Source organism: Rathayibacter sp. VKM Ac-2928 (assembly GCF_022815545.1).
Classification (GTDB): domain Bacteria; phylum Actinomycetota; class Actinomycetes; order Actinomycetales; family Microbacteriaceae; genus Rathayibacter; species Rathayibacter festucae.
The window spans coordinates 942,365-959,384 of record NZ_JALGRU010000001.1; the positions used below are offsets into that span (position 1 = coordinate 942,365).

Sequence of the window (17,020 nt, forward strand, 5' to 3'; positions counted from 1 at the left end):
TAGAGTTCGAAACTCCGCGGGCAATGCCGACCGCTTCTCATACATCTATCCGAGTATCGATCTGGCCTTTCTAAGGTCTTATCGCGAAGGGATCCATGAAAGCGCTCGTCACTGGTGCGGCCGGCTTCATCGGCTCGACGATCAGCCGCCGCCTCCTGGCCGACGGCTGGGATGTCGTCGGTGTGGACGCGTTCACCGACTATTACGACGTCTCATTGAAGCGAGCCAATGCCGCGAAGAACGTCGCGGCCGGACTGAAGCTCGTGGAGGCAGATCTGACGACGGTCGAGCTCGGTCCGTTGCTCGACGGCGTCGACGTCGTCTTCCATCAGGCAGGCCAGCCGGGCGTGCGCGGCTCCTGGAAGGAGGGCTTCGCTCCCTATCTATCCCGGAACATCGGCGCGACGCAGCGGCTTCTCGAAGCGCTCCGCGACCACGATCGCCTGCAGCGCTTCGTCTACGCCTCCTCCTCGTCGATCTACGGCGACGCGGAATGCTTCCCTACCTCCGAGGCGACGCCCCCCTCGCCGGTCAGCCCCTACGGCGTGACGAAGCTCGCCGCCGAGCACCTCACCAGCCTCTACGGCACCAATTTCGGTCTGCCGACCACGTCGTTGCGCTACTTCACCGTGTACGGACCGCGCCAGCGTCCCGATATGGCGTTCACCCGCTTCGTCCGCTCCGCCGTGCTCGGCGACCCGATCGAGATCTACGGGACCGGCGAGCAGATCCGCGATTTCACCTTCGTCGAGGACATCGTCGAGGCCAACGTACTGGCGGCGACGACCCCGACAGCTCCCGGCTCGGTCTACAACGTCGCGGGCGGGACGAGCGCCTCGGTGAACGAGGTGCTGCACTTCCTCGGCGAGCTGCACGGGGCGCCGCTGAACGTGTCGTACACCGACAAGGCGCTCGGCGACGTCGTGCGCACGGGCGGCGGGACCGACCGCATCGCGACCGAGCTCGGCTGGGCCCCGAAGGTCGACCTGAAGGAGGGACTCGCGCGCCACCTCGACTGGGCGTGCGAAACCTTCGGAGGGCGCGCGTGACGCTCACCGAAGACGAGCTGCGCACGCTGCCCCGGACGATCCGCACTCGCGCGGATCTCCGGGCGTTCGTGCTGGCCGACCAGATGGCGCACGGGGTGGCTGCCTGGCGCTTCGACTCGCGGTGGCGCCACCCGGTCGTGCACTACCAGCGGCTGCTCCGCCAGGTCGAGTTCCTCCGCGCGCAGAAGGGCGCCGCCGCTCGCGTCGCCCGCTTCGTCGCACGGTTCCGCCTGCAGCGCGCCGGGCTGCGCACCGGGATCTCGATCGGCCCCGGCGTCTTCGGCCCGGGCCTCTCGATCGCGCACTACGGCACGCTCGTCGTGAACTCGCGGGCGCGAGTCGGGGCGTTCTGCCGGATCCACCCCACTGTCACTATCGGCATCGCGCAGGGCGGCGTGCCGACTATTGGCGACTTCGTCTACATCGGCCCGGGCGCGGTGATCTACGGGGCTGTCACGATCGGCGACGGCGCCGTGGTCGGCGCGAACGCGGTGGTCAACCGCGACGTCGCGGCCGGCGTCACGGTCGCCGGCGCCCCCGCACGGGTGGTCGCGTCCCGCGACTCCACCTCGCTGATGCCGGCGGCCTTCGCCCGCGTCGAGAGCGCGAAGCGATGAAGGTCGTCCTCCTCGTCCCCCGGTTCTCCGGCGGCGGGGCCGAGTTCGTCGCCCGGCAGTGGGCGCTGCACCTCGCCGCGAGCGGGGACACGGTTGTGGTCGCCGCGACGAAGCTCACCGGCGACGACGACATCCCGGCCGAGCTGCGGCTCGTCGCTCTCGACGGTCGCGGGACCGTGAGGAAGCTGCTGCAGCTGCGCCGGCTGCTCCGCACCGAGAAGCCGGACGCCGTGCTCGCGCTGATGCCGTACTGGAACCTTCTCGCGCTCTTCGCGACGCGACTGCTGCCCGGCCGCCCGCGCGTGCTGATCAGCGGCCGCAACATGGCCGTCCACCTCCGCCGCACCTTCGGCCCCGCCTACGCGGCGAAGCAGCTGCTGGCGCGTCTGGCGTACCGGTGGGCCGACGAGTTCGTCGCTATCTCGCATCCGGTCGCCGCCGAGGCGATCGCGCTCTACGGCCTGCCGCCCGCCTCCGTCTCCGTCGTGCTCAATCCGTCACTGAAGACGGAGTCGGCCGCGGCCGTCGCGCCGCGGCACGACGACGGTCCCCTCGCGCTGGTCGCACCGGCGCGGCTGGTCGCGCAGAAGCGCCCGCAGCTGGTCGTCGAGACCGCGGTGGCCTGCCGCGAGCTGCACGGCCGCGAGGTGGTCGCGCACTTCTACGGCGTCGGGCCGCTGACGGAGCAGGTGCGCGCGCTCGCCGCGAAGCGCGGGGTCCCCGCCGTCTTCCATGGCTGGGTCTCCTCCTGGTCCGCCGACCTGCCCGCGAACGCCGTCGTCCTCCTCCCGTCGCTGTCCGAGGGCTTCGGCAACGTGCTCGTCGAGGCGGCCCGCGTGGGTGTGCCGAGCGTCGCCTCCTCGCAGGCGCTCGGCGTGGCCGACGCCATCGTCCCGCGGCTGACCGGAGTCCTCGTCGCCGGCGAGTCGGCCGCCGACTTCGCCGCCGGCGTGATCGAGGCCGCCGGCATGACCGTCGCCGGACACGAGTCGTGGCTGAGCTCGTTCACTCGCGCGTCGAGCGGCGCGGCTCTCCGCAGCCGCCTGGAGGCCGTAGTGATGCAGAAGTGAGCGAGCGAGGTGCCGGACGCACCGTCCTGAGCGCGTCGACCGGCACGCTCGTCGCACGCGTGCTCGGGTTCCTCCGCAACATCGCTCTGGCCGCGGCGCTCGGGACGGGCCTGGTCTCGGACTCCTACAACCTGGCCAACCAGGTACCGAACCAGATCTTCCTGCTGCTGGGCGGGGGAGTGATCGCCGCGGTGTTCCTGCCGCAGCTCGCCACGCTGCGGGTGCGGTCCGAGCACGACGCGGACCGCTACGGCACGGTGCTGCTGGTCTGCTCGGCGGCGTTCGGCATTATCGTCACCGTGCTGCTGTTGCTCGTCGCACCCGGGCTCATCTCCGCCCTCGGTGGTTTCAGCTGGGGTAATTCGCAGCGCGAGCTGACGATCGCCTTCTTCTTCTGGTGCATCCCGCAAGTGGCGGTGGCGTCTGTCTTCACGGTCGCCTCGCAGCTGATGAACGCCCGCGGACGCTTCACTTCGGTGAGCTGGCTGCCGGCACTGTCGAGCGTGGGCATCATCGTCGGTGCTCTCGTCGTGATCGGGTCGGGGGCGGTCGATGCCGACGCGCCGCAATCGGTTCCGCTCGTCGTGATTGCCGTGCTGGGCATGGCCACCCTCGGAGGCACCGTGCTGCAGACGGTCGTCCTCTGCATTCTGCTGCTCAGTGCCGGCTTCCGGCCCCGGTGGCGCGGCGGAGTGCGCGGTCTCGGACTGCGCGTTGCAGCTCGGACGGGCCTGCTCGCGGTCGCCTCGGCGATCTGCTATCAGGTGTCGAACCTTCTGACCGCCGCCTGGGCATCGCAGGCGGGTGCCATCGCGGCGGACTCCGGGCTCGCCGGCTTCGGATTCTCGGCCCTCTTCTATGCTCAGGCGATCGTGTCGGTCGTGCAGGGCGTCGCCGTCTCTAGTCTGGCCTCAGTCCTGCTGCAGCGGCTCTCGAAGCACTTCGCGGCCTCGGATGACGCTGCCGCGTTCCACGAGCTCGACGATGCGCTGCTGCGGCTGGCGTCCTTCGTCCTGCCGGTCGCAGGTCTCCTCGTCGCTCTCGGTCCCGGACTCGGCGAGCTGATGTTCGCTCGCGGCGAGACGTCAAGCGACGCGGCACGAGTGATCGGGCTCATCCTCGCGGTTCTCGCTGCGGGCCTTCTTCCGTACTCCTGGCACTCCCTGCTCATTCGCCCGTTCTACGCGAAGCACGACGCCCTGCGCCCGCTCTACAGCGCGCTGATCATTAACACGATCTGGATCGCAGTCGGCCTCGCGGGGCTCCTCGTCTTGCCCGCCCAGTGGGTCGTCCTCGGCCTTGCAGCCGGTTTCGCGGCGTCCTACTGGATCGATCTACCGGTGAAGCTCGCCTGGCTGTCCTCTCGCATCGGCTACCGGCTGGACGACAGAGGACGGCGGGACATCATCCGTGCGGTCCTCGTGACCGTCTGTCTCTCCCTCATCGTCGGCATCCCTGGATGGATGGTCCTCTTCTCAGTCGATCCTCCGCTCCTCGCCGTCCTTGGCGTCGTGGCCCTCCAGAGCCTCGTCTTCGTCGGCGCCTACGTGCTCCTGACCCGTCGCTCGTCGATCTCCCCCGTCGACCTCGTGCGCTGGTTGAAGAAATGACACCCCAGAGAAGGAATTCCCAGATGAGAACTCGCCTGATCGTCGAGCAGTTCGACCCGGTGCGCCCCAAGCCCGGCGGTATCGACACCTGCATCCGCGGCCTCGTCAAGTTCGCTCCCGACACCGAGATCATCCGCATCGCGGGCGTCGATGCGATCGGCGACAAGGTGCTCGGCGAGTGGAAGGAGTACGAGATCGGCGGGCGCCGCTTCGACTTCATGCCGGTGGTCCGCCTCGACCACGCGGACCTGACCCGGCGCATCCCGCACTCGGTCCGCCTGGCCCGCGGGCTGAAGAAGTTCTTGCCGACCGCCGACGTCGACACCGTCCAGACCCACCGCGTGAACGTCGGTGCCGTCGCGCTCCGGCACTTCCGCGGAACCCCGCACGTGCAGTTCATGCACAGCAGCGGCGACGCGAATCTGAAGCAGGGCAGCGTCTCGTTCTTCCGGCGGGCGCGCGGGCTCTACCGCTTCCTCGAGCGGCGGGTCGTCCGGCAGTCGCGCGCCGTCGTCATCTTCAGCAGCGGCGGCGCCGAGCGGCTGCGCCAGCAGTCCGCCTCCGTGCACTTCTCGCCGACCTGGTTCGACCCGACCGAGTTCTATCCGAGCGCGAGCGAGCGCAGCGAGAAGGTGAACGTGCTCTGGGCTTGCCGGATCGAGCCGGCGAAGAATCCCGAGCTCGCGATCGCCGCTTTCGCTCTGCTCGACGAGCGCTTCCGCCTCACGGTGGCCGGCAGCGGCACGCTCGAGGGCCGCATGCGCGAGGCCGCCGCGGCCACCGGGATCGCGCACCGCGTCGACTTCCGGGGCGCCGTGCCCAAGGGCGAGGTCGGCGCGCTGATGCGCGAGCACGACCTGCTGCTGATGAGCTCCCGGTTCGAGGGCTTCTCGCGCTCGATCGTCGAAGCGCTGGCCACCGGTCTCCCGGTGGCGACCACTCCCGGTGGCGACCCGAACGCGCTCATCGTCGAGGGAGTGAACGGCGCTCGCGCCTCTCGCGACGATTCTGCGGAGCTCGCTGCGGCGGTGGAGCGCGCCAGCGCTGCGTCCGCGGCGGTCGCCCGCGCTTCCGTGGAGGAGCTCAACGCCCCCCTCATCGTCGACACGATCCTGAGCAAGTAGAAGAGGTGAGTATGAAGATCTTCGTTCCCGTGGTCGGGCAGTACGAGAACATCGGCGACATCGTCCTGCGGCGTGAGCTCGTCGAATGGCTCAGCGGCATGGGGGAGATGCACGCCTACGTCGGCGCATCGCCCGCCTCCTATGACGAGGCGCTCGACCTCCCCCTCGACGTGATCACCTACCGGAGCGTCGGCGGCTGGGCGCGCGAGCTCGGCGCCTGCCTCCGCCGCGGTGAGTGCGTCGCCTACATCTACAAGCCGGGTGAGATCCAGCTCACCTGGCGCGGTCTGAAGGAGCACATCGGTCTACTCCCGCTGGTCGTCGCCACTCGGCTGCGCGGCGGCCTGGTCATCCGGGTCGGAGCGGGGTCCCGCAATTTCGACCGCTGGCCGACGGCCGTGTTCCGCTCGACCCTCGGACTCAGCCACTACACGATGTGGCGCGACGTCCGCACGGCCGACCGGCTGGGCCACGGCGGCGTCATGCCGGACCTCGGCTTCGGCCAGGTGGGATCCGAGCACGCCGCGTCGATCAAGCGCACCCGCCTGACGGTGACGATGCGCGGCGACCGGGTGCCGCCCTCCCGGCAGTGGCGGCAGGCGATCGCCCGCATCGCGGAGGAGCGCGGACTCCGTCTCACCGTGGTGACCCAGGTGGAGCGAGACGAACCGCTGATGGCGGAGCTCGCCGGAGAGTGGGACGCTGACTACGTCGCGTGGGGCTCCCGCTCGCACAAGGTGCAGGAGGCGGAGGTCCGCCGCGCGTTCGCGGAGTCGGCTCTCGTCGTCAGCGATCGCCTGCACGCCCTGATCGTCGCCGTGGCCGAAGGTGCTGCCGTCGCCTCTATCGCCGACACGCCGACGGACAAGATCGAGCGCCACTTCGCCGCAGCGGGCATCCCGATCGTCGTCTTCGATGCCAAGAGCCGCTCGACGGACGCCATCGCGGAAGCTCTCCGCAGCGTCGACACCGACGCCTCGCAGCAGAGCGCTTTGCAGGGTGCGGTCGAAAAGCTCGCTGTTGTTCGATCCGCGGTCCGCACTCTCCTGGAGGCCCGAGCATGATCGATCTCGCCGATGCGTTCCACATGGATCGACCCCCGCGCCTCCTCCTCGCGGCATCGACGGGTGGTCACCTCGAACAGCTGTGGAGACTCTCTCGGGGTTCGTCGATCGACAGCGCATCCGAGTGGGTGACCTTCGATTCGCCTCAGGCCGACGGGCTACTCGTGGGAGAGCCGCACCACTACATCCCGGAGATCGTCCAGCGCGACTTCCGAGGGGTGCTCGGTGCCCTTCCGCGTTTTCGCCGGATCCTCGCCCGCGGTGGTTTCGACGGCGTAGTGAGCACCGGGGCGGCGATCGCAGCGCCGGCGTTCCTCGCTGCGCGCACCCTTCGGATCCCCACCCACTACATCGAGAGCGTGTCGCGCGTCGACGGTCCGTCGATGACCGGCCGCCTGGTCTCTCGGAGTCGCCTGGCACGCACCGTGTGGACGCAGCACGAGCACTGGTCCGACGCGAGGTGGGCGTACCACGGTTCGGTTCTCGACTCCTTCGAGTCTTACACCGCGCGCGAGAGAGTCGCGGACCCGAGCGTCTTCGTGACCCTCGGGACGATCAAGAAATATCCTTTCCCACGGCCGGTCGCGGCGCTGTCTCCTCTCGTCGGTGAGCGCTCGATCTGGCAGCTCGGTGTCACGCCGCCCTTACAGGGTCTCTCGGGCGAGGTGGTCGATTTCTTCTCGAGTGCACGCTTCGACCGGGCGGCGAGAGACGCCGACGTGGTCGTCAGTCATGCGGGCGTCGGCAGCGTCCTGCGATTACTCGAGCTCGGCATCTACCCGGTTCTGGTCATTCGGCGGTCCCGGAACGGTGAACACATCGACGACCACCAGGCGCAGATCGCACGGCTCCTCGCCGATCGCGACCTGGCCCTGGTGCGCGAGGCGGACGAAGTGAGCCTGAGCGACCTCGCGGTGGCGAGCTCGCGCCGGGTGCGCCCCCTCAGCAGCGGCCTCGGGGTCGAGCCGAACGACGTGCTGGCATGACCCTCGTCGCACTTGGCTTCGTCGGCATCGTCGGTGCGATCGTGCTGATGTTCATGCCGCGCCGCTTCATGCCCGCCCTCGCTCTCGCGGTGCTCGTGGTCCTGCCCGTCGGCTACATGGACGTGCCCCGGCTCATCGGCCGGTACTTCTCCCCGGCGGTGATCATCCTCGCCGTCTGGATGATCAGGACGGTGCTCAGCACGAGGGACGCGCCCGCCGCGCCGGTGCGCGTCGGCACGTTGCTGTGGATCCCGGTTCTCGGGGCGGTCGCCGTCACGGTGGCGCTCGGCCTCGCTCCAGGGCTGTCCGTGGTGTGGGTGCTCGTCGTGCTCGTCTGCGTGGTTCTGCCTTACCTCTACGGACGGACGCGTCACGACGAAGTCTGGGTCTCGTCGCAATCGGCCTACCTCTGGATCGGCGTCTTCGTCGGCGGCCTCGCCGTCCTCGATTTCATCGCCGGCTTCAACCCGTGGTCCTCGCTCTTCTCCTACGACGTCACCGATAAGGTCTGGTCGGTCTTTCGCACTAGGACGAGCCTCGGGCACCCGCTGGTCACGTCCACCGTCGCGACCGTCTGCGCGATGATCGCCCTCTTCGGCTCCGACACGCGTCGCTGGCTTCGCATAGCTGCACTTGCCGGTTCCGGCGCCGCGGTCATCCTGGCTGTGTCTCGAACGGGCGTCCTCGCCGTTGCCATCGGGCTCGCGCTCGGCTGCCTGGTGCTCCTTTTCGGCGCATCGCCCTCGAAACGCACCCGTCGGGTCACCGCGTTCTTCTTGATGGTGTCGGCCGTCGGATTTTTGGGAGTCGTCACCAACTCCCCACTCCTCGAACAGCGGAACGATTCCACAGGTGGTGTGAAGTCCTCGGACTATCGGGAGCAGTCCACAGCGGTAGCTGCCGACCTGATCAGCGACAACTGGCTCATCGGCCTGGGCCCGGGCAATTCCGCGGCGCAGTTCTCTTCGGTCTTCGACGGTCCACTTGAAAACTCGGTCCTACAGCTGCTGCTCTCGCTCGGCATCCCGCTGGCAGCACTCGCGCTGTCCGCCGTCGTGGTCATCGTGCTTCGCGTGTCTAAGCGCGGTGACGCCGGCGTCGCAGCCGCGATAGTTGCGTTCTGCGTGAGCCTCACTGGATTCAGTGCGATCGACGTGAACCCGGCGTTGCTTGTGTTTCTGACACCCCTGATGTATCGAGCGGGCCAGGTCATCGGCTCGATCGGCTCCTTCTCGGCGTCCGCTGAGACGTCTCGTCAGAACGTGGTCGTTCCTACCGGCCAGCGGGCGGTGAGTCCCTACCAGCGCCGGACCCCGATCCGCGCGCAGGACCGGACGGCGCGGCGACCGACCGGGAGGCGGAGATGACGGAGGAGATGCGTGGAGAAGCCGGACACGGCCAGGACGGTTCGTCGACTGGGCCGAGGATGAACAGAGCAATCCGGGCGATCAGCGATGTGCCTTACGGGCCTCTCATCGACGCCCAGATGATCGGCCGCGCGACTAACTTCTTGTCGCTCGTGCGCTCGACGCTGACGCTGTGTCTGCAGAGCCACCGGAACGACCTCGTCATCACCAGCCAGGGTGCGCGCACGGTCGGAGGCTTGATCGCCCTGAGCGCCTACTTGGCACTCACTCGGCAGAAGAAGTTGGTCCTCGTCGAGTTTCTGCCCGGCCGCCGACCGGGCTTGGCGGCTCTCGCATACCGGAGGCTGCTGCCCGCCGTCGTGGCTCGCGCACAAGTGATGACGCAGTGGGAGCTCGTCCAGCTCGCCGAGCTCTACGGTCTCCGCCCTGAGCAGATGGAGCACATCCCCTTCTATTCCGTCGATGATCGGCTGGACACCGCTTCCTACCTTGGCGATGGAACTCGCAGCGGTGTGATGTCCAGCGGGCGCAACTCGTGCGACTGGCCGACCCTCATCGCCGCAGCCGACGGTCAGGATTGGGATCTGCAGATCATCTGCGGTGACGACGAGGCTGTACGTATCCGACCGTCTGCCTCTCGATCTGGAGTGGCCGTCTCGGGTCGCGTTCCCAGGCGCGATCATGACGAGTCGCTCGCGAGGGCCAGCCTCTTCATTCTCTCCCTGACCGATTCCGACAAGAGTGCGGGGCACATCAGACTGATGAGCGCAGCGACCTTCGGAACTCCCGTCATCGCGACGGCGTCCCCCGGTATCAGGGGCTACGAGCACCTCGCAGTCGCCGTGACGCCCGTCGGCGATCCTCTCGCCCTCCGCGCGGCTGTCGACACTCTCCTTAACGACCGCGAAGAGCTCGACCGGCGGTCGGCGGAGGTGTCCGCAAGGGCCCGAGCACGCCCTTACTCGCGCTATGCGGAGGACTTGAGAGCGTTCTTCGAGCGGGGAGCTTCCCATCGTTGAGCACCGATGGTCAGGGGGTGCCCGCGCGGCCCCTCCTCGGGCGGCGGGCTGCACGGAAGCCGTCTCGGGTCCGAACGTCGGCTCGTCCTCACGGAGGAGGGTGCTGCTTGCCGCGGCGCTGGGCACGATACTGATCCTCCTTGCGGCCTGCACCCCGCGCCCCGACCCTGCACCGACCCCCTCGCCGACGCCGACCGCGACGACGTCCGTGGCTCTCCAGAAGTATCTCGAAGGAAGTTCCTACCTGCGGGGTGTGAACCTTTACACGCTGCAGCAGCAGCGCTCGCTCTCCACATCGCGGGTGAAGTCGGACAACCAGGCGTCGTACGACTATCTCGCAGGCCGCGGAATGGGTCTCGTTCGGCTGCCGATCCCGTGGCAGCGACTGCAGCCCTGGAAATCGGGTGACGACGTCCGCGCGGCACTCGATGCCCCGGTCGACTCCGACTACCTCGATCTAATCGAGGAGCAGATCGAGCGGGCGGGGAGAGCCGGCATCCGGGTCGTGCTGGATCTTCACAACAGCTGCGCCTATCCATGGGGGACGGGCCCGGCACTGCACGGCACGATCTACTGCGGCGGGGATCTGACCACCGCGGATGTGTTGAAGGTCTGGCGTGCGCTCTCCGACCGCTTCGCGGACGACGACCGGGTGGCGGCGTATAACCTCTTCAACGAGCCGCGAGGAAGCAAGACGGGTGCGACCGCGTACTTCGAGTACGCGCAGGCTATCGTCTCTGATCTCCGGAAACGCGGCGATGATCACGTGATCTGGATCGACTCGATCCTCGGCTCGAGCTTCGAGGAAGACGCCCCCGACCGTTTACCCATCGACGACCCTGAGCACGCGATCGTGTACTCCCAGCACTTCTACCTGCATGACGGAACTCGGAAGAAGTTGCTCGACTCGGTCACGACATTCGGCGAGTGGTGCTCCGGCTTCGGAGTGCACTGCGCGATCGGTGAGCTCGGCTGGCAGTCCGACTCGGGACCCGAGGATCGTGAGAGCTTCGAACTCGTTTACCGCCTCGCTGACCGGTACAAGCTGGACGTCACCTACTTCGCGGCGACGAGCATGGAGGACCCGAAGGGTCTCATCGCATACTCCGCGAAGCCGGGCAGTTCGACGATCTCGGTCCGGCACTCGCAAGCATCGGTGATAGAGGCGCATCCCAGCGACTAGCTCGTCGTCCCCGGGACGGCGTCCTCAGTTCTGGCAGGCGAGATTCGAGATGCCGGAAGCACCCGGATCGTTGTCGCAGCCGACTATGTTTCCGTAGACCTTCACCGTCATCCGGGCGAAATAGCCGCTCGGTGGAGTGCCGAAGCGATTGCCGAAGATCTCGTTGTCCCAGCCAAAGGCGTCCTCAGAAGCGTAGACCTGGATACCGTCGCGGCGAGCGCTGTCGATGGTGTTGTCCGACACCACCCACTTGTTGCCGAGGATCACGAGTGGTGACTCGTGGTCAGTGCCCATGCTCGAGCTGTCCGCGGTGTTGCCCACGATCCAGCCGTCGAAGGTGCCGGCCTTGGCTTCGATCGCCTCCGCGGTCGTGCCGGTGATCGTGTTTCCGGCGATGATGTTGCGGTTCGAGTTGTCGGGTAGGCAATTGCTGAAGGTGCAGCGATTCTCTTCGGCGGTTCCGATGTAGATCCCTTCGCCGAATTGCGGCCGGATCTGTCCAGTGCCGGTGATTGTGTTCCCCGTGACGAAGCTGTCCGTGGTGGTTGAGCGGAGGTGGATCCCCTCGTCTCCGATGTTCGCAATGCTGAGGTGGGAGACCACGACGTGGTCGCTTCCGGCGACCATGACGCCCTTGGTGGAGTTCCGAACAGTAAAGCCGACCAGCTTCACATAGCGGACCCGGTCCAAAAGCAGTGCGCGCGCCTCTGACGTCGAGCCGGCATCGAGGACCGCCGAGCGAGCCCCGCAGATCCAGATGGGAGAGCTCGCGGTGCCGGACTTCGACATGGTGAAGGAGTCGTTGTAGACCCCCGCGGCGAGGCGGATCACGGTTCCCGGTCCCGCCGCGCTCAGCGCCGCCTTGAGCTGGGCGCTGGTCGAGACCGTCACCGTCGCCGCTGGGCAGTCGGCGAGCGCCGGACTCTCGATCACCGGCATCGCCGGCGCCGTCAGCGACGCGGTCGGTGTGCCGGGCGACTCGTTCCCGCTGCTGTCCACGGCGATCACCTTGTACTTGAAGCGCCCGCTCGGAGTGAGACCCGCGTCGTAGTAGCTGGTGCCTGTCACCAGGGCACTCTGCACCGGCGTCCACGTGCTGCTCGTCGTCGGCGTCCGCAGCAGGCGGTAGCCGGCGACGTCGGAGTCACGGCTCGCTGTCCAGCTGATCCGCGCTCCGGTGCCCTTCGGGCTGACGACGAGGCCGGTGGCGGCGGCCGGGGCCGTGACGTCGGGGACGACGAACGCGTCGAGGGTGATGTTGCGACCGATCGCGTCGTCGTTCTTCGTTCCCGTGCGCACCACCCGGATCGTGTGCACGGCGTCGCGGAGACCCTCCACCCGGTAGACGGTCTGCTGGTAGAGCGTCGTCGAGGAGTAGAGATCGACGGAGGTGACCTTCTTCCCGTCCAGGAAGACCTCTGCGATCCCCGAGGACGAGTTCTTCCGCGCGATCCAGGAGACCCCGGTGCCGGTGAAGGAGAGCTCGGCGTACCCCGCGGTCGTCAGCTGCGAGTAGCTGCCTGCGCTGTCCACGGGCGACGTGGCGACGCCCCAGGTGCCGGACAGCGTCACGGCGGAGGAGTCGTTCTCGTAAGTGCCCGGGGGGACCGCGTTCTGCGGCATGGTCACCGAGGCGCTCGTGCTGCGCTCGGACGTGTTCCCCGCCCAGTCGACGGCGACGATCTGGTAGCTGTAGCCGGCGCCGGGCTGCAGTCCGTCGTCGAGGTGGTCTGTCCCCGCGACGCCCGCGGTCGGGGTGAGCAGGGTCCAGGTCGACGAGCCGGAGGGGGCGCGGTAGATCCGGTACCCCGTCACATCCTTCTCGGGGCTCGCGGTCCAGCTGACGCGGGCGCCCGTCCCCTCCGCAGCGGCGGCGACGCCCGTCGGGGTCGAGGGGGCGGTGACATCGGCCACGACGAGGGAGTCGAGGGTGATGTTGCGGCCGATCGCGCTGACGTTCTTGGTGCCGGTGCGGACGATCCGCAGCGTGTGCGCGGTGTCGGAGAGTCCGTCGATCCGGTAGACGGTCTGTCGGTACTGGGTGGAGGCGGAATAGAGGTCGACGGAGTCGACGGAGCGGCCGTCGAGGAGCACCTCGGCGATACCCGAGGACGAGTTCCGCCGAGCTGTCCAGCTGATGCCGGTGCCCTCGAAGGACAGCTCGGCGTAGCCGGCGGTGGTCAACTGTGCGTAGCTGCCGCCGCTGTCCATCGTCGAGGAGACGGTGGTCCAGGTGCCGGTCGTAGTGATTGCGGAGGACCCGTTCTCGTACAAGCCGGGCGCGACAGCACGGAGCGCCATCGTCGTGCTCGTGGCGACGGTGCGGGCGGAGGTGTTCCCCGACGCGTCGAACGCGGTCAGCTGGTACGAGTAGGTCACTCCCGGCTGCAGATCGCTGTCGACGTGACTGGTCCCGCTGACGCCGTCCGCAGGGCTGATCCGCGCGAAGGTCGAATCCGTGGCGCGGTAGACCTCGTAGCCCGCGACGTCCGGCTCCGGGCTCGCCGTCCAGCTGATCCGCGCACCGGTGCCCTCCTGCGTCGCGGTGACGTCCGTCGGCGGCGACGGCGCCGTGACGTCGGGCACGACGAACGCGTCGAGGGTGATGTTGCGCCCGCTCGCCGCCTCGCTCTTGGTCCCCGTGCGCACCACGCGGAGGGTGTGCGTCGTGTCGGTCAGCCCGTCGACCCGATACGCGGTCTGCCGGTACTGCGTGGACGCCGAGTACAGGTCGACCGTCGCCACGGATCCGCCGTCGAGCAGCACCTCGGCGATGCCGGACGAGGCGTTCTTCCGAGCGAGCCAAGAGACGCCCGTCCCGGTGAAGGAGAGCTCCGCGTACCCGGCTGCGCCGAGCTGCGAGTAGGAGCCGCCGCTGTCCATCGACGAGGAGACCACGGTCCAGGGACCGGAGCGGGTGACGGCGGCGGAGTCGTTCTCCCAGGTGCCGGGGAGGACGGCGTCGATCGCGGTCGTCACTGCGGCGGAAGCGCTCCGCACCGAGGTGTTCCCCGACCCGTCGAAGGCGACGACCTGGTAGCGGTAGCCGGTGCCCGGCTGCAGCGACTCGTCGAGGAGGCCGAGCTCGGTCGTGCCAGCGGCGGGCGTGATCTCCGTCCAGACGGTGTCGGCGCCGACCGCTCGGTAGACGCGGTAGCCGGCCGTGTCCGTGTCGGCGCTCGCGGACCACGAGACGCGCGCTCCTGTCGACTCGGGGACCGCGGAGACGTCTGCGGGAGTCGCCGGCGCGGTGATATCGGGGATCACGAAGGAGTCGAGGGTGATGTTCCGGCCGATGGCGCTGTCGTTCTTCGCGCCGGTGCGCACGACCCGGAGCGTGTGCACGCCGTCCGTGAGCCCGTCGACCCGGTAGACCGTCTGCCGGTAGGCGGTCGTCGCCGCGTAGAGGTCGACGGTGGCGACCGTCGTCCCGTCGAGGAGCACGTCCGCGGTTCCGGAGGACTGGTTCTTCCGGGCGACCCAGGAGACACCGGTGCCGGTGAAGGAGATCTCGGCGTAGCCGGCGGCGCCCAGCTGCGAGTAGGAGCCGCCGCTGTCCATCGACGACACGACGGCGCTCCACCCGCCGGAGAGGGTGACCGCGGCGGAGTCGTTCTCGTAGGTCCCCGGTGCGACGGCGTTCAGGGGCAGAACCACCGAGGCGATACCGCTGCGAGGCGACACGTTGCCGGCCGCGTCGACCGCCGCCACCTGATACGAATAGCCGCCGCCAGGCGCCAGTCCCTCGTCGAGCAGATCGGTGCCGCTCACCCCGCGGTCGCCGGTCAGCCGTGCCCACTCGGTGCTTCCGCTCGCCGCTCGGAACACCTGGTAGCCGACGACGTCGCTCTCGGGGGCTGCCGTCCAGCCGACCCGCGCACCCGTTCCCTCCGCTGTCGCAGTGACGCTCGTCGGCGCTGACGGAGGAGTGATGTCCGAGACGACGACGGAGTCGAGAGTGATGTTCCGGCCGATCGCGCTGTCGTTCTTGGTGCCGGTGCGGACGATGCTGAGGGAGTGCTCGCCATCCGCGAGGCCGTCGACGCTGTAGACGGTTTGCTGGTACTGCGTGGTCGCCGAGTAGAGATCGACGGTGGCGACCTTCGCACCGTCGAGGTAGACGTCCGCGAGTCCAGAGGACTGGTTCTTGCGGGCCTTCCAGGCGATGCCGGTCGCCGCGAAGGTGATCTCGGCGGATCCTGTGGTGGAGAGCTGCGCATACGTCCCAGCGCTGTCCATCGACGAGGCGACTGTGTTCCAGGTGCCTGTCAGCGTCAAGGCGGGGGAGTCGTTCTCGTAGGTTCCCGGGGTCGCACCGGAGCCCGCTGCGGAGGCAGGAGCGGCTCCGAGCGGCATCAGCCCCACCGCGAGTGCGGCGGCGAGGACAAGGGCGAGCGGTGCACTGCGTCGGGCACGTCGTAGCATGGGCCTCTGCCTTCGGCGAGGGGCGGAGCCGCGGCTCCTCCACGATACGGGGCGGAGGATCGGGAGGGCGGCCACCCGAGGGGGATGGGATGCGCTCACCGTAGAGACGCGACCTGCCGTCCAAGCTGAAGTGAACAATGCCCCGCCGACGGGTCCCCCGAACGTGGTTCCCGACTCGCGCTTGCGCGACGTCAAACGGGACGGGAGCGACACCGCGTCGTATCCGGGTACGCGGAAGGGGCCGCCGTCCACAGACGACGGCCGCGGCCCTGAGCAGCGCCGGGCGCTACGGGGTGGTGCTGAACTGTGCCGAGTACTTCGCCTCGGTCGCCGCCTTCTGCGGACGCCACCAGTCCTCGTTCTCGCGGTACCACTGCACGGTCGCCGCAAGACCCGACTCGAAGTCCGTGTAGCGCGGCTCCCAGCCCAGCTCCGTGCGCAGGCGCGTGGAGTCGATCGCGTAGCGGAGGTCGTGGCCGGGCCGGTCGGTGACGTGGTCGAAGGCGTCGGCGCCCTGGCCGAACTCCTCCAGGATCAGGGTCACGACCTCCAGGTTGTTCTTCTCGCCGTCCGCGCCGATGAGGTACGTCTCGCCGATGGCACCGCGCTCGATGATCGCCCAGACTCCGCTGTTGTGGTCGTCGACGTGGATCCAGTCGCGGACGTTCTCGCCAGCGCCGTAGAGCTTGGGCCGGACGCCGTCGATGACGTTCGTGATCTGCCGGGGGATGAACTTCTCGACGTGCTGGTACGGCCCGTAGTTGTTCGAGCAGTTCGAGATCGTCGCCTTCACGCCGAAGGAGCGGACCCATGCGCGCACGAGCAGGTCGCTGCCGGCCTTCGTCGAGGAGTACGGGCTGGAGGGGTTGTACGGCGTCTGCTCGGTGAACTTCGCCGGGTCGTCGAGCTCGAGGTCGCCGTAGACCTCGTCGGTCGAGATGTGGTGGTAGCGGACGTCGTGCTTCCGCACGGCCTGCAGCAGCGTGAAGGTGCCGATGATGTTGGTCTCGACGAACGGCGTCGGATCGTTCAGCGAGTTGTCGTTGTGCGACTCCGCGGCGAAGTGCACGACCAGGTCGGTGTCGGCGACCAGCCGGTCGACCAGCTCGGCGTCGGCGATGTCGCCCTCGACGAACGTGATCCGGTCGGCGACCGGAGCGAGGGAGGCGCGGTTGCCCGCGTAGGTGAGCTTGTCCAGCACGGTGATCCGCGCGTCGGGCCGATCGCGGAGGGTCAGGTGGACGAAGTTGCTGCCGATGAAGCCGGCTCCGCCGGTGACGAGGATTCGCACGAGTGCTCCTGCTGTGAGTGGGAGGGACGGGGGCCGGGGCTTCCAGCAGGGACGTTACCGCACCACGAGCGGACCCCCGGACGGCACCGCGGCGCCCACCGGCCGGGAGCGGTCCACCCGGCGCGGGCGACGTCCCGCGCACGCGGACCCGTGATGCCGCGCCCCGGGGCCGTTCTCCGGCCGACCGCTCCTACGGTTCTCTGCGGCGCGGATCC

At 68.5% G+C, this 17,020-nt stretch carries 12 protein-coding genes; 10 read left to right on the plus strand and 2 right to left on the minus strand.

Going from position 1 to position 17,020, the window contains the following annotated elements; genetic code table 11:
* Positions 1-95 precede the first annotated feature (95 nt).
* The 10 genes from MT350_RS04450 (at position 96) to MT350_RS04495 (ending at position 11,089) form a co-directional block, all read left to right on the plus strand.
* Entirely contained in the window at positions 96-1,049 is a 954-nt protein-coding gene (locus MT350_RS04450) for an NAD-dependent epimerase/dehydratase family protein (RefSeq protein WP_243582696.1), read from the plus strand.
* On the plus strand, positions 1,046-1,666 hold the full coding sequence (locus tag MT350_RS19970; protein ID WP_308197462.1) for a hypothetical protein: 621 nt from the start codon (positions 1,046-1,048) through the stop codon (positions 1,664-1,666). The genes MT350_RS04450 and MT350_RS19970 overlap by 4 nt, the downstream gene beginning before the upstream one ends.
* Complete coding sequence (locus tag MT350_RS04460; RefSeq protein ID WP_243582695.1) at positions 1,663-2,736, plus strand: glycosyltransferase; 1,074 nt, start codon at positions 1,663-1,665, stop codon at positions 2,734-2,736. Before MT350_RS19970 ends, MT350_RS04460 begins: the two co-directional genes overlap by 4 nt.
* Positions 2,658-4,346 carry a murein biosynthesis integral membrane protein MurJ gene (gene murJ / locus MT350_RS04465; protein ID WP_243615454.1) on the plus strand — a complete coding sequence of 563 codons (1,689 nt, stop codon included), beginning with the start codon at positions 2,658-2,660 and terminating at the stop codon, positions 4,344-4,346. Before MT350_RS04460 ends, murJ begins: the two co-directional genes overlap by 79 nt.
* A gap of 23 nt (positions 4,347-4,369) precedes the next feature.
* Complete coding sequence (locus MT350_RS04470; protein ID WP_243615455.1) at positions 4,370-5,470, plus strand: glycosyltransferase family 4 protein; 1,101 nt, start codon at positions 4,370-4,372, stop codon at positions 5,468-5,470.
* Between the two features lie 11 nt (positions 5,471-5,481).
* Positions 5,482-6,534 carry a polysaccharide pyruvyl transferase family protein gene (locus MT350_RS04475; RefSeq protein WP_243615456.1) on the plus strand — a complete coding sequence of 351 codons (1,053 nt, stop codon included), beginning with the start codon at positions 5,482-5,484 and terminating at the stop codon, positions 6,532-6,534.
* Entirely contained in the window at positions 6,531-7,520 is a 990-nt protein-coding gene (locus MT350_RS04480) for a glycosyltransferase (protein ID WP_243615457.1), read from the plus strand. The genes MT350_RS04475 and MT350_RS04480 overlap by 4 nt, the downstream gene beginning before the upstream one ends.
* A complete protein-coding gene (locus MT350_RS04485) occupies positions 7,517-8,887 on the plus strand; it encodes an O-antigen ligase (protein WP_243615458.1) in 1,371 nt (456 codons plus the stop codon). Before MT350_RS04480 ends, MT350_RS04485 begins: the two co-directional genes overlap by 4 nt.
* On the plus strand, positions 8,884-9,906 hold the full coding sequence (locus MT350_RS04490; protein WP_243615459.1) for a glycosyltransferase: 1,023 nt from the start codon (positions 8,884-8,886) through the stop codon (positions 9,904-9,906). The genes MT350_RS04485 and MT350_RS04490 overlap by 4 nt, the downstream gene beginning before the upstream one ends.
* Before the next feature lie 208 nt (positions 9,907-10,114).
* Positions 10,115-11,089, plus strand: a complete 975-nt coding sequence (locus MT350_RS04495; RefSeq protein WP_243615460.1) for a glycoside hydrolase family 5 protein — start codon at positions 10,115-10,117, stop codon at positions 11,087-11,089.
* A 24-nt stretch (positions 11,090-11,113) separates the two neighbouring features.
* Here MT350_RS04495 and MT350_RS04500 read toward each other — a convergent pair whose 3' ends face one another.
* Complete coding sequence (locus tag MT350_RS04500; RefSeq protein ID WP_243615461.1) at positions 11,114-15,514, minus strand: fibronectin type III domain-containing protein; 4,401 nt, start codon at positions 15,512-15,514, stop codon at positions 11,114-11,116.
* A 286-nt stretch (positions 15,515-15,800) separates the two neighbouring features.
* Entirely contained in the window at positions 15,801-16,805 is a 1,005-nt protein-coding gene (gene rfbB / locus MT350_RS04505) for a dTDP-glucose 4,6-dehydratase (RefSeq protein ID WP_243615462.1), read from the minus strand.
* Positions 16,806-17,020 lie beyond the last annotated feature (215 nt).

Bases quoted from the DNA above. Each gene is read 5' to 3' on its own strand.
- MT350_RS04475 (WP_243615456.1), top strand. From the start codon at position 5,482: ATGAAGATCTTCGTTCCCGTGGTCGGGCAGTACGAGAACATCGGCGAC.
- MT350_RS04500 (WP_243615461.1), bottom strand. From the start codon at position 15,514: ATGCTACGACGTGCCCGACGCAGTGCACCGCTCGCCCTTGTCCTCGCC.
- MT350_RS04470 (WP_243615455.1), top strand. From the start codon at position 4,370: ATGAGAACTCGCCTGATCGTCGAGCAGTTCGACCCGGTGCGCCCCAAG.
- MT350_RS04450 (WP_243582696.1), top strand. From the start codon at position 96: ATGAAAGCGCTCGTCACTGGTGCGGCCGGCTTCATCGGCTCGACGATC.
- MT350_RS04480 (WP_243615457.1), top strand. From the start codon at position 6,531: ATGATCGATCTCGCCGATGCGTTCCACATGGATCGACCCCCGCGCCTC.
- MT350_RS04485 (WP_243615458.1), top strand. From the start codon at position 7,517: ATGACCCTCGTCGCACTTGGCTTCGTCGGCATCGTCGGTGCGATCGTG.
- MT350_RS04460 (WP_243582695.1), top strand. From the start codon at position 1,663: ATGAAGGTCGTCCTCCTCGTCCCCCGGTTCTCCGGCGGCGGGGCCGAG.
- MT350_RS04490 (WP_243615459.1), top strand. From the start codon at position 8,884: ATGACGGAGGAGATGCGTGGAGAAGCCGGACACGGCCAGGACGGTTCG.